Consider the following 21,974-nt stretch of genomic DNA (forward strand, 5'->3'; position numbering starts at 1 on the left):
TCTTGAATGGGTCCGGAGATGTTCTAGGCAGATGGGGAGCGCGTCCAGCCTATATTCAGGCCGTAATGGATCGGTTTAAAAAGAACAATCCAGATAAACAGGAAGCCGGTTATAAGGAGAAATTGAACCAAACATATCGGGAGATCGGCGAGCTCTATCATGCTAGCAATGAATATCATGAAGTTATGCTTCATGAATTAAGAGATTTGTTTACTACCTTTCCTTCGTGAATTTTCAATCTATCAATGCAACCACTTTGTAAGCGTCAAACTATCCCCACCTAGAACGAACTTCAAAACCATGAGAAACTCATCCTAACAGACCGCCTGTTCCGGGTTTTAGAAATTAGACTTTCCAAAACTGAGCTTAAAGTATGTACTTGACTTGGAGTATGCTCCAAGCTGTAATATTCAATACTATTAAGAGACAAGCCAAAGGAGGAATTGAAAATTGAAGAAACATTCACGATAGCTGAGATTTCTCAAAAAACGGGACTCAGTCAAGATACAATCCGTTATTACGAGAAAATCAAATTACTTCCTTCACCAAAGCGAAGTAGAAATGGACAGAGGGAATATGTCCAACTTGATCTTGATCGAGTACTCTTCGTCACTCACCTCAAAAGAACCCATATGCTGTTAAAAAAGATTCAAGAGTATATGAAATACTCATTCGAAAAAAATGATGATCAATGTTATAACATGCTCGATGAACATAAGAACAAAATCGAAGCTCAAATCACTGAAATGCTAGCTACTTTAGATATCTTGAATTATAAGCTGAATCACTTTCAGGAGATAAAAACCGGGAAACACATGAAACCATAAAAAAACGTCAATAAGAAATGAAGTAGAACAATAAGATCAAACCATGGAGGTATTGTAATGAATGATTATAGTAGAAATGCAGTAACTATTCAGGCACCCATTAGCTCTGGTTTTGGACCAAGAACGACGGCGCGAGAAGTGTTAGGTGGACAAGATTTAAGCGGAAAGGTGGCCATTGTGACAGGCGGCTACTCTGGACTCGGTCTTGAGACAACACGTGTTCTTACGGAAGCAGGAGCAACTGTTATAGTACCCGCACGCACACCGGAAAAGGCTCAAGCTTCGGTCTCCGGAATTCCAGGAGTAAAGCTGGAGACATTGGATCTCTTTAATCCAGCGTCAATTGATGCTTTCGCTAAGCGATTCCTTGATTCGCACCGTTCATTGCATATTCTCATCAATTGTGCTGGTATTATGGCCACTCCACTTGTGCGAGATATTCGTGGCTTTGAATCCCAGTTTGCGACGAACCATCTGGGCCATTTCCAACTTGCGGCTCGGCTATGGGCAGCTTTAAAACAAGCTGAGGGTGCAAGAGTCGTGTCTCTTTCATCACGGGGTCATCGAATCAGCGGGGTTGACTTTAATGATCCTAATTTTGAGCGCCATGAATACGACAAGTGGAAAGCTTATGGACAATCCAAATCGGCTAACGCATTATTCGCAGTCGAATTGGATCAGAGAGGTAAAGCTTACGGTGTTCACGCATTTGCTGTTCACCCAGGAACGATTGTAACCGATTTGTCGCGGAATTTGTCCGATGAAGAGATGCGCGCCATGGGCGCACTTGACGAGCAGGGTCAACGAGCCTATACAGGATTTAATAATGAAGTTAAGTCCATTGAAGAAGGAGCCGCAACAATCGTCTGGTGTGCAGTGAACAAGCAGTTGGATGATATGGGAGGTGTTTATTGCGAGAATGTGGATGTTGCCGAGGCGGTCCCGGCCGATAGCCCTCCGGGTCCTGGTGTACGACCTTGGGCCGTCAATCCCGAATTCGCGGAGCGGCTTTGGCAACTAAGTGAGGATTTGACCAAAGTTAAGTTCAATATTTAAGGTTGTATGGGGCATAGAGAACGTAAGCTTAAAATAATCCCCACATTGTAGGACAAGGATTTAGGTATTCTTCTGATTAAAAACACGACAAGTCAGGGGTAATGTCTGTGACCATGGAAGCAGCTTGTCCAATGCAATGTGATCCTTTGGATCTTCCAGTTGAGGAAGCTTGTCGAAGAGGTAGGTCAGATAGGGAAAGGGATTTAATCCATTCTCCTTGGCTGTTTCAATCATGCTGTAAATGATTGCACTCGCTCGAGCGCCGCGTGGTGTGTTAGCGAACATCCAGTTCTTGCGACCAATGACGAATGGTTTGATTGAACGTTCACTGCGGTTATTATCGATCTCCAAGCGACCATCTTTCATAAAGACCTCTAGTTTATTCCATTGGTTGAGACAGTAATTAATCGCCACGCCAAGAGCACTTTTGGACAGTACACGGGATCGCTGAGTACGAAACCATACTGAAAATGCATCCAGAATGGGGCAACTGCACTCCAATCGGATAATCGTTCGTTCTTTAGGCGTGGAATCCTTCAAATCACGCTCAATCATAAAGAGACGGTTGCAGAAATCCAGTCCCTCCTGGGCTGTTACGGATGCGATTGGTTTCGAATTGGGTAGTGCCTTTAGCGCCTCATCGAACTTGTTGGTGGAACTTAGCGAATTGGCTTACAAACAAAGGCACGAACGTCGTCCTAGTGAATCCAGCCACCACCAAAAGAAACAAGGAGAATCGCGATAATAGTCCTTCTAAGAGTGATCCGAAGGATGCTCTTGTCATCGCGGATATTGTAAGCCGTGGTTATTATTATGAACATACAAGGCAAACTCAAGAGTTCCAAAGACTACGCGCTATGATGAGCGATCGGGAGTTCTGGGTTGTCTACAGTGTCCGGTTACAGAATCGAATTATTCTCTGGTTGGATATTCGCTTCCCAGAATATACATCGGTTTTTAAGGATTGGACTTGCAAACGTTCATTGGCCACATTGAAAGAGTTACCATTACCGCAGGATCTTGCGTCGCGATCCGTAACCGATATGATTACGACTTGGAGAAAGCATATGCACAGAGCAGGCGGCTCTACAGGCACGCAGAAAGCTGCTGAGCTTATTTCTCAAGCCAAGCGGAGTGTGGGGGATGTCACGGCTTTAACTGAGGCAAAGCAAGATTTAGAACGATTAATTGCAGAGTATGAACGAGTCGTGGAAATGCTAGGAGACGTGCAGAAGCAAATCCTAGCCATACTTAGTGAGATTCCGATAGCAAGTCTGCTTCGCTCCATTAAGGGGCTTGGCCCCATCTTTGTTGCAGCGATTTTAGCTGGTGCGGGGGATCTTAGACAGTATACGCATGGACGTCAGTTTCTGCGAAAAGCTGGTCTTAATCTAGCTGAAAGCACGTCAGGAAAACGGAAGGGACAGATTGTCATATCGAAACGTGGGGATTCTACATTACGTAAATACCTCTTTCTCGCTACCACACAGCTCATTGGTGTCAATCCAGTATTTCAGAAGTTACATGAGTATAACGTTAAAGTTAAGCATATGAAGAAGCAGAGATCTGTATTTAAACTACTGGGAAAAGTAGCACGAATTTTAATCAGCATTGTCCAGAAAGGCGAAACATTTTCACCAGAAAAGGCAAGTAACATCATTACTCAAGCTGCATAACACTGTTGATACTACGTAGATTGACTCATTCGCAGGATTTTACAAAGAAAGCACGGAGAACCGAGTTCCTGCCCGAATAGGGCTTTGACCCATCCGCTAAACGCAATCGGTCTCCACATCTTGGATAGGTATGACGATGGAATGTTAGGGCTTAGACCCGTAGAGCCATGGGATGGTAAACTTCCAGGTATTCGTGGAATATGCGTACAGAAGAGTGTAATTTAGGGGAATGAATTTTACGGCTCCTCTATTCCCGCATGCATTAAATGAAAGACCATTATCCATTGGACTTCGTTTTCTAGAGTATAACTATTTTCAAGGTGATGAGATCCTGCGAATGAGTGAGTATATGTTAGATAAACCCTTAAAACCGAGGGACGGGCAGGATACTTTAATAAGAGCATAGAAAAATATAATCAAATTAGATAATTTTATGAGGTGTTAAATGAGTCAGGCATCAGCACAATATCACGCTTTTATAAAAGAGATATTATCGAATAAAAGAGTGTGGACTGTGAAAGATGAACAAGGCTTTCCCAGCTCAACAAATTCAAACGGTGAAACGACAATCCCATTCTGGTCAATGAAATCAAGAGCAGAGAAAGTAATTGAAGATGTTCCAGCATATAGTAAATTTCAACTTCCTTGTAAGCCCCTGAGCAATACAATGTAGGTAAAGCCGAGATTCATCCAGATGGTCATCATAGAAACGGAGAGTAGAGCCCATCGCGGATCTGTCAGCCAGGCTACTGGTTCTAAGCCAACTAGGTGTAGCAGGTAATTCAGCATTCCGACACTTGGGTGAAACAGCATCATTCAGATCACAGCGGAAGTGCCTACGGATAATACAACAGGCAGCGAGTAAATGAATTGGAAGATACGCATACCTTTGAGTTGATTGTGTGTAAATGCTGCGAGCAGCAGCGCGATAGCGATAACGGTTGGAACGGTTAAAAGTGTAAAAAGGCCAGTCACGCCTAGACTCTGATAGAATCGTTCTGAGGTAAAAATAGCAGTGAAATTATCGAAACCAACGAATGCGGCAACTCTGCCGCGTGGATCGGTTTCGTGCATGCTGAGATAAATGGTTTGAAATATGGGGTAGAACAAAAAGGTGGCAAACAATAAAAGTGAGGGAAATAAGAACATTACTAGAATAACGAAGTTATATTTGACCGATGTCAAATTAAAGTGAAGGAATTGTATATTTTATATTAATTTACAATATCAATAACAAAGGAGCCATTTCTGGCTCCTTTGTCTCAATTCTAGGATTTTAGTTGTTTGGAGTCGCAAATCCTTGGACTTTTTTAACAGCTTTGTTCACCAAGTCAGTCGCCTCTGCTAGGCTAATGTCACCTTTAGGATTAAAGTTGCCGTCTGCATTTAATGTAACCAAACCTAATGCAAGTGCTGTTTGAATAGCTCCTGAGTTGGAGATTTCGATTTGATCATTATCTTTGATCTCAACAGGTACAAGATTTAACATAGGAAGTTTTCCGCTTGTTTGAAACGTATGGATAACCAGATATGTGAACGATTCACGAGTTAGTTTGGCGTTAGGATCTACCTTGATATCGATCTCAGCGCCGATGCTATGAAAAGCATCTGTGATCAGCTTAGTACCTTGAGCCGCTGTTAGGGCTTCAGTTCCTGCGTCAGGTTCAGGTGCGCTGTGAGCCTTCAAGTACGCAAGAGCATTGAAGATTTCTTCAGCGGCATCGGCACGTGTAATCTCACTTTTTGGGTTAAATGTACCTTCAGCACTAAGCTTGACCACCCCATAATGAAGGGCACGTTGGATGGAACCGGAGTACTCGACATTCATTTGGTCTTCATCCTTTATGTCAGTTAAAACAGGTTTAATCATAGGCAGTTTCTCATGGCCTTCAATTGCACGAATAAGTTGATTCGTAAATTCTTCACGAGTTAACTTTTTATTTGGGTCAAGATCAGATGGCAGTTCAACGTTGTTAGCAGCAGCGGTAATCAATGCATTGGCATACCAAGCATCGTTATTTGCGTTTTTAAAATAATCGGTCGCTTTAGGCTCTTTAAAAAATCGGATCAGATCCAGATTGAGTCCGAGTGCATTCACGATAAGTTGTACACTTTGAGCTTGTGAAATAGCAGCTTGAGGAGCAAACAGTTCAGGCGTGATACCAGAAATGACACCTCTTTGTTGTAAAGAAATGATTTTATCTTTTGCAGTAACATTATTTAAATCTGTAAAAGTGGAAGCCGTCGTAGCAGCGAAGCTCTGGCTAGCAATGGTAAGGGACAATAAAGCAGCGGCAGAGAGAGTTAGGGTTTTAAACATTTTTTTCATTTTCGTTCACCTCGTAAGTATTTTTGTGATTCGTTATCCTAGACGGTGGTAGGGATAGATAATGTTGCAGTTAGATTGTTAATAAATTGTAAATATAATTTTGGGCATGCTTGGCCTGCCCAGAACATGAGAAAAGATTGCTAATATCATTCCAAGAAGGATGGATATTAGCAATCCTTTTATTTTGGTATAGGTGTACTCGCTATTTTACTCGTAAACTTCGAATTCAATCAAAGAGTAGCCATATTGCGTATTGCGCTGTGTACCAGTGACCTTGATGTAACGAGCATCAACAGGGTTAAAGAGGACGTTGTTAATGCCCTCTTTTCCGCCCGATGTTGAGTAAACCGTCGTCCAGTCTACACCATCCTGAGATACTTCAATCGTGTAAGCCTTCGCGGAGGCATTCTCCTAGCTGGCGCAACCGGCTCCGCGAAAGTGGGACCGAAATCACTATTGAAAGTCGATCCGACGAAAGAGCGGATTTGGATGGCAACACCACGCCACAACTGAATGCGGATACGAGGCAAAATATGACCGGTCAACCGATCGAGATTACCTTCGCTGAAGTTCTTGTCAAATTTCAATGACAAGAACTTTATCCCATTCCCGAAATTGACAAGAACATTATCCCATTCCCGACGATGGTTACATAACATCGTAGTGACGAAGAATTGCGCCTAAAAGCTTATTGTGACCAGGTTCCTTCAATCAAACATTTGAAACGAGGGGCAGGATAGTTCGATGTAATGTGGAATTAAACTGAAAGTCGATGGAAGAAGGAACTGCCGCGCTGAGAAATACGGATGGTATGAAGCTTATGCAGATTCCGAAACATTCAAGAAAGAATTGCAAGAGGAAGCGAAAATTAATGAAGAACTACTTAAAACCTTGGGACTCGGAAAGTAGGTGAAGAGATGACACCGTTAACCAATCGGATCACCGCAAGTGTCGGACTGCTTTATGCTTTACTTTACTTCATGTTTGCTTATGCGATCCCAGCGCCGCCCGGGTTAACCCAGGATCTCTTGGGTTCGCGGGCCTTCCCAATGGCGATCGGGGTTTTGATGGGAGTCTGCGCCATCGGTATATTCTTTATGCGTACCGAGGAAACGGATGAAGTGATAGTCGGTTGGGAAGGCGTTGTACGATTGCTGCCGTACGTATTCATGTTGGCGTTATACATCTTGCTGCTGCCTTATCACGAATTCCGTCCCCTGTACGCAAAGTAGATGTAATTATATGGGGAATTTATTGATAACCTCGTTATATTCCTGCTGGGCATCGGTAATTGCAAGTTTTGAATAGACTTCCAACGACTTTCGGCTTTCGTGGCCGGAATACGTTTGTATGAGCGCGTCATCGATGCCTTGCTTTTTATGCCAGTGGATATCAGATTCGACGTCCGGTCGTGTCGGTATGAAGCCTGCGCGTCCTCAGGACTTGCTTTTCCTTATAGAGGTGGACGATACGCTGCCGAATAAATAGCAATGAATATGGACATCACTATAAACGGCGTAGAACTCAACGTGGCTAAGCAAATAGTCGAGGAAGCCCATCAGGTTTGCTCTTATACCAAAGCAACCCGTGGCAATATCGAAGTAGTAACGAACGTTGTTGGTTAATCAGCGACACGATGGGGGAGGGATCGCGAAATGAAAATTAGCTCAAAGCAAGGCTTCAATAAAGATTTTAACAAAGAAGAAAAGTTGAAGGCGCTGACCAAACTCCAGTATAACGTAACTCAGAATAGAGCGGACGAGCCGCCGTTTCATAACGAATACTGGGATAATGAAGAAGTGGGGATCTATGTAGATATTGTTTCGGGTGAGCCGTTGTTTAGCTCGAAGGACAAATATGATGCACGTACAGGCTGGCCTAGTTTTACAAAGCCTTTGGATCCAAACAATGTTGTGCTTAATGGGGGGACCGAAGTCAGAAGCCGGGATGCTGATTCCTTCCTAGGCGACGTGTTCAAGGACGGACCTCAACCAACGGGACTGCGATTCTGCGTGAACTCTGCAGCCATGGAATTTATTCCGAAAGCTGATCTTGTAAAAAGAGGATATGGCGCTTATGCCGCGCAATTTAACAAGCAGAAGCTTTGAAAATGATCTATCAAAAACAGCAGTTCTAAATTGGACTGCTGTTTTTCGATGAGGTTGTTATGCTCTGGCGGGCGACTGTAACCGGACGGAAGGTGGTAGAAGAGACATCCTGAGCTCGTCTTTTGTCGGATGACAAGAACTTGATGTCATTACAGCTTACTGTAAATGAGCGGGATACGGGAACTGAACCCGTACTCACAGTAAAAAACAACAGGTTTGAGTCACGCATACCGCGGGTATAATGGTTGATGATCTCACGAAGATCTAAGTTAGTTGGAGAAAACATTGCCTTTCCAATGCGGATATGGGACATCCTAGACATGGAACTTCGAGAGATCACCGATATGCAGTTTGGGTCTAGCCCTCCTTTGGGTGGCCAAGTTTCACGAAGCCGATCGTTTCCGCAAACATCAACGGGTTGCGGGACACCTCCCATGGGATGATAAGGACCGAGGTTAGATCTACTCACGGCGACAGCCATCTCGGTCACGTCTTCCCGGATGGCCCGGCAAATCGCGGTGGCCTACGCTACTGCATCAATTTCGCGTCGCTCCGATTCATCCATCGCGACGACATAGAGAGCGAGGGCTACGGCAAATATCTCGATCAGGTTGAGGAGGTTTAACATGCATCAGCGCGCTGTACTCGCTGGGGGATGCTTCTGGGGAATGCAGGACTTGATCCGCAAGCTTCCCGGCGTCGTCTCGACTCGCGTCGGCTATACTGGCGGTGACACTCCGAACGCGACCTATCGCAACCATGGCACTCATGCGGAGGGGATCGAAATTGTCTTCGATACAGCGGAGACGAGCTACCGGCGCATCCTGGAGTATTTCTTTCAAATCCACGATCCTACGACGCGGAACCGTCAGGGCAACGATATCGGCACAAGCTACCGTTCGGCGATCTACTATGCGAGCGACGAGCAGAGAAAGGTGGCGGAGGAGACGATCGCCGACGTGAACGCGTCGGATCTGTGGCCGGGCAAGGTCGTCACCGAAGTGACGCCTGTCGGCGACTTCTGGGAAGCAGAGCCGGAGCACCAGGACTATCTGGAGCGCTATCCGAGTGGCTACACCTGCCACTTCCCGCGCCCCAACTGGGTCCTTCCCAGGCGGGAGGCCGGTGGCGCCCCGTCAAGTATACAACAATGAAATAAGAGCACTAAGCAGCCTTAGTTCGGTACTCCACCGAACTAAGGTTGTTTAATTTCTTCTGAAACCGCTTGTGGTTGTAAAAGTGAATGTACCGGTGGACCTCATCGATGAGCTGCTTCTGTCCCTTCTTCATTCTGACTACAGGGTGAAATCCTGCGAATTCATGAGTCTGAGTGAGGAAATGGAATCATTTCGAGGGAGCTTAACAAAGTCTGCTTGGAGCTGCTCCGTCGGGAATGACATCAAGTTCTTGTCAAAATCGGGAATGTTCTTGTCACCCGACATCTTTGGGCCTTGTATAGCCAGTATTTTAATTGATGGACGGTCAGGTCATGCTCGGCGCACCTGGCTTTCATGGTTTGACCGCTGGCCTGATAAACGACAATGCGCGCTGTCCATATTTCTTGCACATTCGTATCCAATTCACATTCATCCTTTCGTGTGCTTGATGGACTCATTGTGATGGATTTGAATGGCTATGAACAGGTGTATTGAGTTTGACGCTTACGTTGTATCTATCCTATAACTATTGTTGTTTAAATATCCGGCACGCAAGCGGCAGTGTAGGTGACCATGGAAGCTAAACATCGTCTATTAAATGGCGGTGTTTATTTCTGTCGGGAATGGGATAAAGTTCTTGTCATTTATGACATCAAGTTCTTGTCAACCGAGCCTTGAATGTAGACCTTTAATGTGTTCCCGCTGTTTATTGAAAATAAAGTTTTAGACTGATAAAGTATTAGACTGAAATAAAGTTGTAGACTGGCCGCCGTCATTAAGCTCCCTCGGGCAGTAATCCAAAATATTATAATAATTAACATTGTCTTCATTATGGGATGAATCTGAACGTATCTATTTCAGTTTTTTGGATGCCGCACGTATATCTGGGCACGTGAATATATTATGTATAGTTTCAATAATTATCCAATCCAGAAAGGTGGGATACAGTGCCAACCGACAGCGCCATAGCCGCCCTTAGTTCTCCTTCTTTGAATTTATCTTTCGACTTAAGTACAGCACCATTATTCCAGCAAAACGCTCAAAACTTCATTCTTCAGCAATTCGCTAAGCAGTTACCCGTAATGCAAAACCTAGGCTTACTCGACGTTTATCTGAGTAACGGCCATAGCGTAGAGCCCCATTGGCACCCTAACGCATCCGAACTTCAATACGTAGTACAAGGAGAAGTTGCCGTCTCCATTCTAAATCCCTTTTCCCGGCAAATACTTAGTTACCACATCAAGCCCACCCAGACGGTTTATATCCCGATGGGCTGGTGGCATTGGCAAACCGCGACGATGGATAACACCCACTTTGTGTCTGTTTTCGACAATAATGCCACGCAGGTCGTATTCGGGTCCGACATCCTTAGAAAGACACCTCCCGAGGTGTTCCAGATGATCTATGGCGTGAATGCAGCCCAGCTTGCTGATGTGCTCAAGCCTATCGATCAGACAGTAGTCATAGGTCCGCCTGCTTCAAGAGATATTGAATGGAGGATAGGCACGCAAGCATTCCTAAATCAGTCTTCGTAAACAAAAGGCCGAGAAGCAACTTGTTACAGGGTTCTCGGCTTTGATCTTGCTTAGAGTTGAAGAATACAGCTTTCCTTGTGGATTAACTCGTTTTGAATAATGTTCATTAGTACCATATCTATGACCAGGGTTTGAACTCCCATGAAAATTAAATCCGCTAACTCCGTTATTGTTGTTCCATAATTCGTTAGAATTCAGAGGTAGTACAAGAAAAAAAGATGATTTGTTCCAAAATTCGTTAGAAAAAAGTTTTTTATTTTTGTATATGAATGTATAATTATGCAAAAAAATAACTTAAATGTAGTTGCTAAAGCATAACGTCCATTATTTGACGGTCTCCACTGTCCAGCTTCTGCCGACAATCTTGTCCGCGCTAGGTACGTTGAAAGAGGGTGTCCCAAAAGCCATGAATTTGGCGGGGCACCCTCTTTTTACAATTTTGAAAAACAAAAAGAAACCGTTCCTTGGTAAAATGGAAGTGCGACCCACCATTTAAAAAGGAGACGGTTTCTTTGTACATTCAATATACCATGGATCAACTTACGCTGCCAATGGATCTGGAAGAAGATATTCCTCAAAATCACCTCGTTCGCATTGTGAACACCGCCGTGAATCGGCTGGACAATTCAGTTTTTGACGCCGCTTACCCCGGTGGCGGACGAGATAGCTATCACCCAAAAATGCTGACCAAAGTCATCATTTACGCCTACACCCAGCGCATCTACTCTTCTCGCCAGATTGCCAAGGCAGTCCGTGAGAATATCATGTTCATGTGGATTGCCGGCAGACAACGCCCGGACTTCCGTACCATTAACCGGTTTCGTTCCGAACGGATGAAAGCTGTGTTAGAGACTGTCTTTACCGCGGTTCTTCAATTTCTAGCTGAGGAAAACTACGTGCAGCTTGAGCACTACTTTGTCGACGGCACCAAGATCGAGGCGAATGCCAATCGGTATACGTTTGTTTGGGGTAAAGCCGTTGTAAAACATAAAGCGAAGCTTTAGGAGAAAGTGCAGACCTTGTTTGCTACTATTGAAGAGGCCGAAAAACACGAAGAAGGGGCCAGTGACCGACAGGATCTCAGAGAGCTGGAAGAATCGTCAAAAATCACAAGCGAAAAACTGGAGAACGCCGTCAAACAACTAGAAGAAAAGCTACTTGAAAAACCAAAGGACAAGCCACTGAAGAAAGCCGTGCGTGTGCTCCGAAAGGACTTGCTCCCGCGCCTTCAAAAGTATGAAGCGCATGAAGGGATTTTAGGTAACCGGAACAGTTATAGCAAGGCGGACACCGACGCTACGTTCATGCGAATGAAAGAAGATCATATGCGCAACGGTCAGCTTAAGCCGGGTTACAATGTGCAGATCGGTACCGAAAATCAATTTATCCTTGGTTACAGTGTGCATCAAAGACCGACAGATACGCGTTGTCTCATCCCTCATTTAGAAAAGGTGAAGTCACAACTGGGAAAAATTCCGGGCACAGTCATCGCCGATGCGGGATACGGTGGCGAAGAGAATTATGACTATTTAGAGCAAAACGAAGCCATCGCCATTGTCAAATACAGCACCTACCACCGTGAGAAAAGTAAAGTGTGGCAAACGGATATTAGTAAAATCGACAACTGGACCTACAATGAAGAACAAGATACATGGACATGTGCAGCCGGACAAAACTTGGTTTTCCGTAGAGAGAGCAAGGAGAAAACAGAAAGTGGCTACGAAATTCAGCATCGTCATTACCGGAGTACCAGTTGTGAAGGATGTCCGCTCAAGGCCAAGTGTACGAAGGCTGAAGGAGATCGCGAGATTAAAGTGAGCATGAAGTATTTGAGATTAAAGAACCAGGCACGTGAAAAACTCCGTAGCGAGGAAGGCTATGCACTAACGGTTCGTCGCATGATTGAACCGGAGCCTGTGTTTGGAGATATGAAAAACAATCGTGGATTTAGAAGGTTTCTGAAAATAGAAAATTGCAAATCTAAAATGCGTATTAATAAAGCAATTGAGAGATCACACGAACCAATAGCTTACTCGATGCGATATTTTGATTCAGAAAAAAGTTATCCTAACAATTATAAAGAAGAACAACGTTATATTGATAAATATGTAAGAAATATTAATGCTCCAATAAAATATTCGGAATTGTAATCTCATCTAAAGCCCTTCGTAAAAACGGGAGGCTTTTTTTGTTTTTGCTGCGCCCACGAAAAAAGCCTTCGGGAATGGGATCAAGTTCTTGTCATTTATGACATCAAGTTCTTGTCAACCGACATTTTTTTCCATTAAACGGTTGATCATGCAGAAAGATATTATTACGTAAAATATAATTTTGACGAATTAAAGTTAGATGGTTTATAATTCCAGTATCAAGGAATAATTTGGGGGAACTTATTAATAATGGATATTGAAAGTAAACAAAAGCTAAACAAGCGAACTAACGACAAACTTATACTCCTTCCATGGTTTATTAAAGAGTATATCAATAAAAAGAGAAGAACACTTTCACCGGCAACATTGTTAAATTATTGCCATGACTTTATTATCTTCCTAGAGTGGCTAATTAAGGATAATCATTTTACAGGAAATATGTCTGATGTTCCATTAACTTTACTTGAAAAATTGACAACGCAGCAAATAGAGGAATTTTTATATTATTTAGAACTAGATCTGGATAATTCAAAATTAACAGTCAATCGCAAGTTATCAGCTCTTAAATCTTTATTTAATTATTTGCAAAATCAAGCTGAAACAAAAGATCTAAAACCCTACTTAGAGCGTAACGTAATGGCCAAAATAGAGTTTAATTCTATAAAAGAAGATCAGGAAACAATAGCTAATCGTATTGGTGGAAAGATATTACGTGGAGATGAATTCGAACATTTCAGGCTATTTGTTGCTTATGATTATGGGGAACTAAACAAAAAGGATAAAAAATTGTATAATTTTCATCAGAGAAATCGTGAGAGGGACACAGCAATAATTTCATTAATACTTGGTTCAGGGTTACGTCTATCAGAGATAGTTGGTTGTGAACCACAAGATTTAGACTTAAAAAAATGCTGCGTTCGAGTAATACGAAAAGGGAATAAAGAACAGTATGTTTATTTTAGCGAACTGGCACTACATGACCTTGAAGAATATTTAAAAGTAAGAGAAGAACGTTATCAAATAGATAAAACCATGAAAGCATTATTCATTGCAGCTTCTATGGGCCCAGTAGGAACAACCAGGAGATTGACCCCGCGTTCAGTTGAAAAAATGGTCGAGAAATATGCTATTGCACACGGTAGACCTGCACTAACAGTTCACACACTTAGGCATTCATTTGCAACTAGATATCATCAAGAGAACAACGATGTGCCTAAACTTAGAAATCAACTCGGGCATTCTGCAATACAAACAACAATGATATATACACATTTAACAAACGATGAATTAAAAAAAGCAGTCGATAACATGGACGGACAGTTAATTAAATTGGATTAGGAGAAAAACTGTTAATTTTAATGGAGTTATTGAAGCAAAAGTGGTTGCATACTGTTAATATTAACAATTGATTGCAACCACTTTTGCTTCACAAATTCTTCGCGGATGGGGAATGCAACTGGTTTTGCTTCCTCAATGCAACCAACCATTTGCTTCAACGGACATGTCGTTAGACAACGAATCCTTTGAGAATGTTCTCAAGACTGAACTGACGATATACATATTCACAAAACCCGTATTTTATACACATGTCAATAAATCCGATCTAGTCATTTATTTTTATTGACTACCGATTTCTCAAAACTAATTGGATCACCCACACCACCCGATTTAACGTGTATTCTTTGATAATTTGAATATCCTCTTCATTCTCAATTCTTGAAACAACACTCATACTTCTCACCACCATTCACGAACATATGATCAAGACGCCCTACGGCAGCATCGTAACTTCACTCTCCAACTATTCGCTAGCAATAAACCTGTCCCCCGCAGCGTAAACGTTATGATTCAGCACAAACACAAGTTTGTTCCTGCCGGTGAAAGGTCGGATTCATTTACATGTGCTGTATTTTTCACCCCTTATGTGACCAAATAGACATAGGCGGTTCTTTGAACCAATCTTTTCTTACTAATAGTTTAAATCCATTTTCTGCGAATTCCTCAATCTCTTTGATTAGTTCTTTTAATATTTTTATATGGTCCTTTTTATAACTAACTACTATAGCACTTTGTAAATTCATTATTCCTATAGGGTTCAGGAACATAATTAAGTTTGCTATTAGTTTATCTGAGAGCGGCTTATCTCTCACTGTATTAACATGAGCCTCGAGTCCAGTTGTAGTTGGGACTCCATTTTCTCTAAAAATCTCTGTTAATTTACAAGAATGATTAAAGGCTAATTTTTTACCTTTTAGTAAAAATTCTTTTGTATCCTCATCATCTACCACTTCTGAAAAACCGATACAAAGTGCAATACCTACATTATTACATTGATGTGAGCTAAACATATATGCTAATTCTACGGCACTAAGAGACCTTTTTTGGGTTGCAGCAACCTTAAAAAAACTACCTTCTCTTTTCTCTGGTTTCTTGTAGGAAAAGGTTTTATCTTGAAGTAATCCTTTTTCATCCAGTAAATTGAGTAGTGAAAGATCAATTTGGATTGCCCTATCAAGGATTTCTTTGAAATATCTTTTTACTTTTACATCAGTTAAATCAGAATACTGCGAGGCAAGTTCACGTATTCCGAGACCCACTATATGTTTCAAAATTTCTATTATTAGTTGGTCTGAAAACAGCTTTGAATTAGAATTATAAACGTCATCATCGCTGAAAAACAGTATTTCTCTAAAACCATTTTCAGATAATATTTCTATAGCCTTTTGTTCCTGATATGTCGATACTTCACATATTTCTGATAGTATATTCTTCAAATCTCTATCTTCTGCCGTCTCATAAAGATATTTCAAAAATATATTTACCATATTTGAACTTGTTTGTAGGTTCCAAAGAAAACCGAGTTCGTTTACGTTCATTATCCTTTACCTCGCAAATTATATTTTTCTTAGACTTGCCAAAATATATTTTTTTATTCATGTAAAAGGTCTCGTTTCAGTACATCATTCAGATATAAGAGTAGGAGGGGGTGACTAGGAGGTTACGTATCTGTCTTTGGAAGCAATGGAAGAACCGAAAACCAAAATAAACAAATACACCAGGAATGTTGGTCTCGGATGTCCCAGGCTTAACTACCAACTAACCGATTTCATTCGTATCCAATTGTCCGTTAAGGAATCTCGTGTTTGGAGTATGACCGATCGTAACAAAAGTGCCTTCCGTTTAGATCGTCTCTATCTCACCGGTCGTGTTGTTATGTACCCTCAAACCGGTTACCCCGCTTTCGCCAGTTAGAACCTCAAGACGTGTATTATTCAGGCTCCATGTAAAATCTTGCTGTTCTCACGGGCACGTTTCTACATAATTTTTTGAGGCTCTCAACTCTTCGCGTCGATGAACAAGTCACACTTCGGATGCAAATTTTGTCAGGAATTGTGCTTCCTCCAAGGCAGAATCCCCTCCTCCGATAACAATGATTTTTCTGCCTGCTCCTGCTGTTTATGTAGAATAGGCGCGACCCGACCCACTGTTCTTTCGATCAATAGTTAGACGGTCACGCCCTTCTCCGAACCGGACGTGCCCCTTTCAAGGCATCCGGCTCTCCATCTAAAGCTGCATGAAGCGACGCAATTTGCATTTCAGCCCAGTTCTTTTAATCTCTTCTTATGGCACGGGATACATAATGCAATTAAGAATTTGTTCCACTGATCTTCCGGGTGCTTGATGTGGGAATGGTGATCTTGAAAGTAAACATGAGTGTTATGACGAATAAGTTTTCTGTTGCAGTTGGCGCACAGTCCCTTTTGTTTCTTGACCACATCTGTACGAAAAGCAAACCAATTGTCCCGACCAAATAATCGCACAAGAAACCGTTTCTTGTGGATTTTCAAAAGTTCGTTCAGCTTCTTATCATTGTCGAGCTCTTCTCTCTCTTCTTTCAGATAAGGGTGCTTCTGGTCTGAGAGCATTTCTTTGGATACTCAATCTTGTAGGATTGTAGTCGATCCAATATGTGTACGCCATCACTTTCCTCATCCTTGAACCCAAAGTTTTTCGCCGCAAATTTCCGGTATTGAGGCAAAAAAAAAAGCATCGCCTTCGGTCATTGCGCATGACAATTTTCATGCGCCATGCCAAAAGTAATGCTTCCCGTACTCAGATCGAATGACGACAGCAATCTAACCAGTTATGGACACGTGCTTGCACTACGCAAAGGTCAGTCGTCAGGTGATCGCGAATTTTCATTGCTTCCCTCAGTTCGGCATAAACGCCCTGGGAAAGGTTCGGTACGGCGTATCTCCCGTCTTTGACCAGCTGTGCAATGACCTTCGCATCCTTATGTCATTCTTCGTTGGCGAATTGTCGTCGAGTTCTTTGCTTTTCTTTACGTGCAGCGGATTTACAACGCCGTACATAACTTGCTTTTCACGCAGAAAATGAGCAAGGTTTAGCCAGTAGTGACCGGTAGGCTCCATGCCAACGATAAGGTCTTGGAAACCTTGTTACGTTAAAATCTTTCGGAACCAGTCCACAAACAACTCGAACCCTTCCCTGGTGTTTTCAAACGTAATGGGCTTCCCGAACTCGACTCCGCGGTTGTCGTCCGTTAGCTGCCCAGCGTCGTGGACCCATTAACATCATACCAAGGAGTCTTTTTATTTCTCAAACCTCGTATTTCTTCATAATAGGAATGCTGCCCGTTAGAGCTTAATCTCATTTCAAGATACTGGTTAGAAAGGTATCAACGATACAGTGTGTGGAATCTGGAGTGGAACTTAATTGGGGAACAAACAACGTGCCGATAAAGAACTTATGTTCAGTTATCTCGATAGCTCTGGGGTTACCTACAGAATCTGTTCCGACTATTCTTAATCCGGCTTCATGAATTTGTTGTTCATATTCTGGACTAAGTCCATAGTTACATCTGAATTGTTCGTTAGTATTTTCCACCTGATAAATATCGAATAGTCTCGAGTTCTTATTAACGATGACATTCCCTTTTTGGCCAATTAATGAGCAAGCTAGTTTACTAATTATTAATTGAAGCGTGTGTGGGTCGCGTTCCTCGTGACCCGCATTCTCCAGCAACATTTTGTTTTTTGCATATTCCAAAATGATGTATTGAAACCCACCGCATGTTCCTAGCAAAGGCACATTATTTTCGCGTGCAAATTGAATTATTGTAAGTACACCTTCAACGGAATCCGGATACCCAGGGCCTATCCAAAAACCCTGGTATGTTTCCTTTATAGCATTCATTTGTTTACTTATTGTAGCCGTTGGAATCCATCCATACTCGAAAGAAATCCCTAATTTACTAGATGAATGCAGAATCGCATTGTTAGTAGCAGTCTGTGATGGATATTCTGGACTGAAATCACCGACAATCCCCACTTTCATTATTATATGCCCCCTTTCGAATTCAACTTGAAATTTATACCATAAATTAATAGATACTTCAATGAGAAGTTTATCTGTTCTAAGCTCTTACGATCCAACGCTTCTATTCAAGAAAACTGCCCGTTAGCTGAATGACGCATCGTCAGTCTAATACTATATTTTCGTGGTAATAAAGTTAGTAGTATAGATAAAAAGATCGCAATAATCTTATAACCCATCTTATAGCTGCTCCCGAAGGTGACAACCGGGAATATTTGAAGCGGACGTTGTCTTTATCAATGTCGTTGCCGCATTTAAGTCATGAACCAGACATAGGTCAACTTCACCTCCGAATACATTTTAAAAGGATGATGACCTCAGAAGGAGGTTGGCCTGATGTTATTCGTATACGGCTCGCTGATGCCGCTTAGGTTGCTGGAAGAAATCCGCTTTTGGAAAATGCAGGAGAAGGAGCATACGATCGTTATCCGTGAGCTCGTTCCGAATCTGGAATCACCGTATGTGGCGCTGCTGCAGCAATGGGAAAACGTCTTCGCGCAAACGGAGGCGGCAGCCAATCGATGGATCGAAGCCGTCATCCGCTCGAACGAAAAAGTCAGCCCCGAGCTGCGGCGGAACGTGGAAGCTTTGCTACAGACGTCCACCGCGCAATCCAGTGAATTCGTCAAGCAACTGTTCGCCATGCTGGAGCAAAGCGTTGCAGTCCGCAGCGTTCCGGCGGCTCCGACGGTCGTTCAGCACATCATTCGTGAATCAGAGTATTTTCTGGGCATATTACAAGCAGTTCTCATCGCACCGGACACACCTGCATTCACAACCGTTCCTGTTACGGGCTACCGAAATGACAGTACGACTTCAGGACCGAGCCCGTTGTTACCGGAAGGGGTGTGGAGCGATCCGTCCGCAGGCGCGAAGCCCGTGCCAATCGGTGGGCATACGCTGCCGCCTCTACCCTATGGGTATGACGCGCTGGAGCCGTATATTGATGAAGCGACGATGCGGCTTCACCATGACAAACACCACAAAAGCTACGTTGACGGCTTAAACAAAGCTGAGAAGATGATGGAGCAGTCGCGCAAATCCGGCGATTTTGACCTGATCAAGCACTGGGAGCGTGAAGCGGCTTTCAACGGTGCCGGGCATTTCCTGCACACGATCTTCTGGAACGTTATGGCCCCAAAAATAGGCGGTAAGCCTACGGGACAGATCGTTGCTCAAATTGATCGAGACTTTGGCGGGTTTGACGCCTTTAAGAAGCATTTCTCCGCTGCCGCCGATAAAGTCGAGGGCGGAGGCTGGGCGATTCTCGTTTGGAGCCCGCGCAGCCACCGGCTTGAAATTTTACAGGCGGAGAAGCATCAGAATTTGTCGCAGTGGGACGTCATTCCTCTCCTCGTTCTCGATGTGTGGGAACATGCGTACTATTTGAAATATAAGAACGAACGCCCCAAATACATTGATGCCTGGTGGAACGTAGTTAATTGGCCGCACGTTAACGAACGGTTTATTGCTGCGCAAAAGCTGAAATGGCAGACTTATTGAAGCAGCCGAACGTTCGATTGAGTATCCAGAAAGGCTGCCATTAATTTGGCAGCCTTCAATATTGAAGTATAGTTCCTCTTTAGTTTAATGGTTAATATCCGGTTTCTGGTGATATTATTAAACGATGGTCTCTGTTCTTATAATAACTTCAATATAATGGCGATTTTATTTCCATCTCGTATGAATTTCAAAGGATATGGATACCACTTTTAGATTAAGATTCTTGGTAACTCTGCGTGCATGTTGATCATTAACACATTAGAAGCTAACGAACAAAAAGGAAAATATTCCAAAATAGTGCTCCGAAAACTATTGATGTAAGAAGAATCATTAAAAAGAAGTCTTTTTTATTAATAAAGAGTTGAATTGTATATAAAAAGCAGAACATGAAAATAAATGCCAGTAGAGCGAATAAAATATCCATACACCTCCTCTAGTTATTATAATGGGTAAAAAGAGAAGCAGTTACAAAAACTGCTTCTCTTTTTCCTATTGTTTCCAATTCCACAATGTTGCAACATCATCAGACTTGTCGTAACCCCATGCCGATGAAATTTGTATCGTAGGTGATCCTGTACCACTAAAACTTAAATTCCCATTAACTTCTTGTTGTTTGTGAAAATAGTTTCATACAGCTGCAGAACTCATATTTGTTCCAGGTGAATTTAAAGGCTTTTGTATAACTACTTCACCCGTTTCCATAGGTCCCCTCCTCTTTGGCTGAACATCTATTATTTCAACGAAACAAGAGAGTAGATGCTGAGTGGTAATCTGCTCTCTGATTATCGCGCTATCTTTTTCCGTTAGAGTAGAGACTGCTGATTAATCAATTCAACCAACTTCGCGGTGGTTTCTTTTAGACGTCCCTTTGCATTTGTGGAGTCTAATGGTTCTACCCAAGCAAAACCATCGGAATCATAGCGCGGGAAGATATGCATATGATAGTGCGTTAAATCATTAAATTTCCCATTGTTTTGAAGAATGGTTACTCCATCGGGTTGGAAATGGGATTTTAGTAACCTTGCGAGCAATCTGGATGTCTTCATAATTTCATTTGCAGTAATTTCATCTAAGTCATCGACATCATGGTAATGTAGTTTAGGCAGTATTAGTATGTGTCCTTCATTCAGTGGTGCTATATCTAGAATACAAGTAATTAAATCATTCTCATAAATTGTATTTGTTTCAATTTCTTTATTTGCTAATTGACACCCCAAACAAGAACTCTCAGGCAACCTTTTCTCCCCCTTTAATGTCCATATTTATATCTTTATTCGGTATTATTTCCCAACTATCCTGCCCGTTAGTTGCGCTAACGGCAGTCCTTATGCCGGCTGCCGTTAGCGCAACGAGTAGCATTAAGCCATTTTAAGTTATTGTTTTATCTCTTTTTTAATGTCAGATACTTTATTACACCATTCTTAGTATCTGCATTGAAAAAAACTTGGTAATCCGCCGCCTCATAATACAGATACCATCCGCTTTCAACGTCATTTAATCCTTCATCTTTAGGCTCACCGATTACTTTTTTTAATTCATCAACTGTATATTTGACTGTATCTCCACCTACTCGAATTGCGCTGACACTGTCATCGGGATTACCAAAGAAATAATAATAATCAAACCATGAAAAATATTGCGTTTGCCAACTTCCTGTTTTTTGGGGCTCTCCCCATTTTTGAATAATATCATTTTTATTTGACCCGATTCCAAACTCAATTCCTTTGATTTTGCCTTCTGACGCATACGAAAAAAAATCTTTATCCAACGGTAATTTTTTACTTAAATTAGTTTGTTCAATGGAAATCGTTTTGGTAGTATCTTTATATTTGACCAATGCCCCCATATTTTCAGCTACGAAACGAATAGGAACATATGCATGACCGTTATGATTCAACACTACATATTCCTTATTGTCCACTTCTTTGGTGACACCATTAAATTCAAATTTGGCAGGAAATAAATACGCTTGAATTGTGTCTGAGGCATAAACAGCGGTTGTCGCGGTTAAACCAATTCCGCAAATTAGACCTAAAACAAACTTTTTCAAAATTCATCACTCCCATTGATTATTCTAACGAATTAGACGAATCGAAAAAGTAAAAAGTTACCATTGTCATTGAATTTTTTTACAAAACTTCTATTAGTACGAAATTCCACTAAACTGCCCGTTAGCGCAACGACGGCAGCCGATCGCTTTGGCCGGCTGCCGTCGTGTCATCATTGAATTATAGTT

21 protein-coding genes and 7 pseudogenes are annotated in these 21,974 nt (G+C 42.3%); 16 read left to right on the plus strand and 12 right to left on the minus strand.

Annotated elements, in window-relative coordinates; translation table 11 throughout:
- From GC098_RS31280 to GC098_RS31290, 3 genes and pseudogenes are all read left to right on the plus strand, one after another.
- Nucleotides 1–230: pseudogene (locus GC098_RS31280) on the plus strand (thioredoxin family protein); the annotation flags it as partial.
- 213 nt (nt 231–443) lie between these two features.
- Nucleotides 444–827: a MerR family transcriptional regulator gene (locus GC098_RS31285; RefSeq protein ID WP_216625489.1), complete on the plus strand. Its 384-nt coding sequence runs from the start codon at nt 444–446 to the stop codon at nt 825–827.
- A gap of 57 nt (nt 828–884) precedes the next feature.
- Nucleotides 885–1,883 carry an oxidoreductase gene (locus GC098_RS31290; protein WP_171647587.1) on the plus strand — a complete coding sequence of 333 codons (999 nt, stop codon included), beginning with the start codon at nt 885–887 and terminating at the stop codon, nt 1,881–1,883.
- A 60-nt stretch (nt 1,884–1,943) separates the two neighbouring features.
- Here the strand turns inward: GC098_RS31290 and GC098_RS31295 are convergent.
- Nucleotides 1,944–2,531: pseudogene (locus GC098_RS31295) on the minus strand (IS66 family transposase); the annotation flags it as partial.
- Between GC098_RS31295 and GC098_RS31300 the strand changes: the two are divergent.
- Together GC098_RS31300 and GC098_RS31305 are read left to right on the plus strand one after the other, a co-directional pair.
- Nucleotides 2,483–3,559: an IS110 family RNA-guided transposase gene (locus GC098_RS31300; RefSeq protein WP_171647589.1), complete on the plus strand. Its 1,077-nt coding sequence runs from the start codon at nt 2,483–2,485 to the stop codon at nt 3,557–3,559. The pseudogene GC098_RS31295 and the gene GC098_RS31300 overlap by 49 nt on opposite strands.
- Nucleotides 3,560–4,004: 445 nt before the next feature.
- A complete protein-coding gene (locus tag GC098_RS31305) occupies nt 4,005–4,232 on the plus strand; it encodes a DUF2750 domain-containing protein (protein WP_171647591.1) in 228 nt (75 codons plus the stop codon).
- Here the strand turns inward: GC098_RS31305 and GC098_RS31310 are convergent.
- The 3 genes and pseudogenes from GC098_RS31310 to GC098_RS41840 all read right to left on the minus strand — a co-directional run.
- Nucleotides 4,202–4,705, minus strand: a pseudogene (locus GC098_RS31310) (carbohydrate ABC transporter permease); the annotation flags it as partial. The gene GC098_RS31305 and the pseudogene GC098_RS31310 overlap by 31 nt on opposite strands.
- Nucleotides 4,706–4,835: 130 nt before the next feature.
- Nucleotides 4,836–5,888, minus strand: coding sequence for an S-layer homology domain-containing protein (locus GC098_RS31315; protein WP_171647596.1), 1,053 nt, complete (start codon nt 5,886–5,888; stop codon nt 4,836–4,838).
- Between the two features lie 207 nt (nt 5,889–6,095).
- Nucleotides 6,096–6,272 (minus strand): discoidin domain-containing protein, encoded by a 177-nt coding sequence (locus tag GC098_RS41840; RefSeq protein ID WP_171647626.1) that lies wholly within the window; start codon nt 6,270–6,272, stop codon nt 6,096–6,098.
- Here GC098_RS41840 and GC098_RS31325 point away from each other — a divergent pair.
- The 6 genes and pseudogenes from GC098_RS31325 (at nt 6,224) to msrA (ending at nt 9,150) form a co-directional block, all read left to right on the plus strand.
- The gene (locus GC098_RS31325; protein WP_171647598.1) at nt 6,224–6,478 is read left to right on the plus strand and encodes a hypothetical protein; all 255 of its coding nucleotides are present in this window, start codon (nt 6,224–6,226) and stop codon (nt 6,476–6,478) included. The two genes, GC098_RS41840 and GC098_RS31325, sit on opposite strands and share 49 nt — an antisense overlap.
- 327 nt (nt 6,479–6,805) lie before the next feature.
- Nucleotides 6,806–7,120 (plus strand): tripartite tricarboxylate transporter TctB family protein, encoded by a 315-nt coding sequence (locus GC098_RS31330; protein WP_171647600.1) that lies wholly within the window; start codon nt 6,806–6,808, stop codon nt 7,118–7,120.
- Between the two features lie 264 nt (nt 7,121–7,384).
- Nucleotides 7,385–7,513, plus strand: coding sequence for an OsmC family protein (locus tag GC098_RS41025; RefSeq protein WP_281367157.1), 129 nt, complete (start codon nt 7,385–7,387; stop codon nt 7,511–7,513).
- Between the two features lie 30 nt (nt 7,514–7,543).
- A complete protein-coding gene (msrB, locus tag GC098_RS31335; protein ID WP_171647602.1) occupies nt 7,544–7,996 on the plus strand; it encodes a peptide-methionine (R)-S-oxide reductase MsrB in 453 nt (150 codons plus the stop codon).
- A gap of 382 nt (nt 7,997–8,378) precedes the next feature.
- Nucleotides 8,379–8,621: pseudogene (locus tag GC098_RS31340) on the plus strand (peptide-methionine (R)-S-oxide reductase); the annotation flags it as partial.
- A 1-nt stretch (nt 8,622) separates the two neighbouring features.
- Complete coding sequence (msrA, locus tag GC098_RS31345; protein WP_171647604.1) at nt 8,623–9,150, plus strand: peptide-methionine (S)-S-oxide reductase MsrA; 528 nt, start codon at nt 8,623–8,625, stop codon at nt 9,148–9,150.
- Between the two features lie 10 nt (nt 9,151–9,160).
- Here the strand turns inward: msrA and GC098_RS31350 are convergent, their stop codons facing one another.
- On the minus strand, nt 9,161–9,286 hold the full coding sequence (locus tag GC098_RS31350; RefSeq protein WP_171647606.1) for an IS3 family transposase: 126 nt from the start codon (nt 9,284–9,286) through the stop codon (nt 9,161–9,163).
- Between the two features lie 109 nt (nt 9,287–9,395).
- Nucleotides 9,396–9,611 (minus strand): IS66 family insertion sequence element accessory protein TnpA, encoded by a 216-nt coding sequence (gene tnpA / locus GC098_RS41965; protein WP_446686367.1) that lies wholly within the window; start codon nt 9,609–9,611, stop codon nt 9,396–9,398.
- Between the two features lie 489 nt (nt 9,612–10,100).
- Here tnpA and GC098_RS31355 point away from each other — a divergent pair, with 489 nt between their 5' ends.
- The 4 genes and pseudogenes from GC098_RS31355 (at nt 10,101) to xerS (ending at nt 14,176) form a co-directional block, all read left to right on the plus strand.
- Nucleotides 10,101–10,688, plus strand: a complete 588-nt coding sequence (locus tag GC098_RS31355) for a cupin domain-containing protein (RefSeq protein ID WP_171647608.1) — start codon at nt 10,101–10,103, stop codon at nt 10,686–10,688.
- Nucleotides 10,689–10,992: 304 nt separating this feature from the next.
- Nucleotides 10,993–11,184: a hypothetical protein gene (locus GC098_RS31360; protein WP_171647610.1), complete on the plus strand. Its 192-nt coding sequence runs from the start codon at nt 10,993–10,995 to the stop codon at nt 11,182–11,184.
- Nucleotides 11,185–11,200: 16 nt separating this feature from the next.
- A pseudogene (locus tag GC098_RS41970) lies at nt 11,201–12,649 on the plus strand (IS1182 family transposase); the annotation flags it as partial.
- Between the two features lie 438 nt (nt 12,650–13,087).
- On the plus strand, nt 13,088–14,176 hold the full coding sequence (xerS, locus tag GC098_RS31370; protein ID WP_171647613.1) for a tyrosine recombinase XerS: 1,089 nt from the start codon (nt 13,088–13,090) through the stop codon (nt 14,174–14,176).
- 575 nt (nt 14,177–14,751) lie between these two features.
- Here the strand turns inward: xerS and GC098_RS31375 are convergent.
- From GC098_RS31375 to GC098_RS31390, 4 genes and pseudogenes are all read right to left on the minus strand, one after another.
- The gene (locus GC098_RS31375; protein ID WP_171647615.1) at nt 14,752–15,714 is read right to left on the minus strand and encodes a DUF3231 family protein; all 963 of its coding nucleotides are present in this window, start codon (nt 15,712–15,714) and stop codon (nt 14,752–14,754) included.
- Between the two features lie 223 nt (nt 15,715–15,937).
- Nucleotides 15,938–16,282 (minus strand): annotated as a pseudogene (locus tag GC098_RS31380) (NAD(P)/FAD-dependent oxidoreductase); the annotation flags it as partial.
- Nucleotides 16,283–16,972: 690 nt separating this feature from the next.
- A pseudogene (locus GC098_RS31385) lies at nt 16,973–17,397 on the minus strand (IS110 family transposase); the annotation flags it as partial.
- Between the two features lie 112 nt (nt 17,398–17,509).
- Nucleotides 17,510–18,196, minus strand: coding sequence for a CTP synthase C-terminal region-related (seleno)protein (locus GC098_RS31390; RefSeq protein WP_171647617.1), 687 nt, complete (start codon nt 18,194–18,196; stop codon nt 17,510–17,512).
- 375 nt (nt 18,197–18,571) lie between these two features.
- Between GC098_RS31390 and GC098_RS31395 the strand changes: the two genes are divergently transcribed.
- On the plus strand, nt 18,572–19,738 hold the full coding sequence (locus GC098_RS31395; protein ID WP_171647619.1) for a Fe-Mn family superoxide dismutase: 1,167 nt from the start codon (nt 18,572–18,574) through the stop codon (nt 19,736–19,738).
- An 803-nt stretch (nt 19,739–20,541) separates the two neighbouring features.
- Here the strand turns inward: GC098_RS31395 and GC098_RS31400 are convergent.
- Together GC098_RS31400 and GC098_RS31405 are read right to left on the minus strand one after the other, a co-directional pair.
- Nucleotides 20,542–20,973 (minus strand): HIT family protein, encoded by a 432-nt coding sequence (locus GC098_RS31400; protein ID WP_171647621.1) that lies wholly within the window; start codon nt 20,971–20,973, stop codon nt 20,542–20,544.
- Nucleotides 20,974–21,119: 146 nt separating this feature from the next.
- A complete protein-coding gene (locus tag GC098_RS31405; RefSeq protein ID WP_171647623.1) occupies nt 21,120–21,788 on the minus strand; it encodes a DUF4309 domain-containing protein in 669 nt (222 codons plus the stop codon).
- Between the last annotated feature and the right edge of the window lie 186 nt (nt 21,789–21,974).

It is taken from the genome of Paenibacillus phytorum (assembly GCF_013141715.1).
In the GTDB taxonomy this organism is placed as follows: Bacteria; Bacillota; Bacilli; order Paenibacillales; family NBRC-103111; genus Paenibacillus_E; species Paenibacillus_E phytorum.

What these genes read in the sequence shown, in the direction of transcription:
- GC098_RS31290 (WP_171647587.1), top strand. Translation starts at nt 885, where the DNA reads ATGAATGATTATAGTAGAAATGCAGTAACTATTCAGGCACCCATTAGC.
- GC098_RS31300 (WP_171647589.1), top strand. Translation starts at nt 2,483, where the DNA reads ATGCGATTGGTTTCGAATTGGGTAGTGCCTTTAGCGCCTCATCGAACT.
- GC098_RS31305 (WP_171647591.1), top strand. Translation starts at nt 4,005, where the DNA reads ATGAGTCAGGCATCAGCACAATATCACGCTTTTATAAAAGAGATATTA.
- GC098_RS31315 (WP_171647596.1), bottom strand. Translation starts at nt 5,888, where the DNA reads ATGAAAAAAATGTTTAAAACCCTAACTCTCTCTGCCGCTGCTTTATTG.
- GC098_RS31325 (WP_171647598.1), top strand. Translation starts at nt 6,224, where the DNA reads ATGTTGAGTAAACCGTCGTCCAGTCTACACCATCCTGAGATACTTCAA.
- GC098_RS31330 (WP_171647600.1), top strand. Translation starts at nt 6,806, where the DNA reads ATGACACCGTTAACCAATCGGATCACCGCAAGTGTCGGACTGCTTTAT.
- GC098_RS41025 (WP_281367157.1), top strand. Translation starts at nt 7,385, where the DNA reads ATGGACATCACTATAAACGGCGTAGAACTCAACGTGGCTAAGCAAATA.
- msrB (WP_171647602.1), top strand. Translation starts at nt 7,544, where the DNA reads ATGAAAATTAGCTCAAAGCAAGGCTTCAATAAAGATTTTAACAAAGAA.
- msrA (WP_171647604.1), top strand. Translation starts at nt 8,623, where the DNA reads ATGCATCAGCGCGCTGTACTCGCTGGGGGATGCTTCTGGGGAATGCAG.
- GC098_RS31350 (WP_171647606.1), bottom strand. Translation starts at nt 9,286, where the DNA reads ATGAAGAAGGGACAGAAGCAGCTCATCGATGAGGTCCACCGGTACATT.
- tnpA (WP_446686367.1), bottom strand. Translation starts at nt 9,611, where the DNA reads ATGAGTCCATCAAGCACACGAAAGGATGAATGTGAATTGGATACGAAT.
- xerS (WP_171647613.1), top strand. Translation starts at nt 13,088, where the DNA reads ATGGATATTGAAAGTAAACAAAAGCTAAACAAGCGAACTAACGACAAA.
- GC098_RS31375 (WP_171647615.1), bottom strand. Translation starts at nt 15,714, where the DNA reads ATGAACGTAAACGAACTCGGTTTTCTTTGGAACCTACAAACAAGTTCA.
- GC098_RS31390 (WP_171647617.1), bottom strand. Translation starts at nt 18,196, where the DNA reads ATGAAAGTGGGGATTGTCGGTGATTTCAGTCCAGAATATCCATCACAG.
- GC098_RS31395 (WP_171647619.1), top strand. Translation starts at nt 18,572, where the DNA reads ATGTTATTCGTATACGGCTCGCTGATGCCGCTTAGGTTGCTGGAAGAA.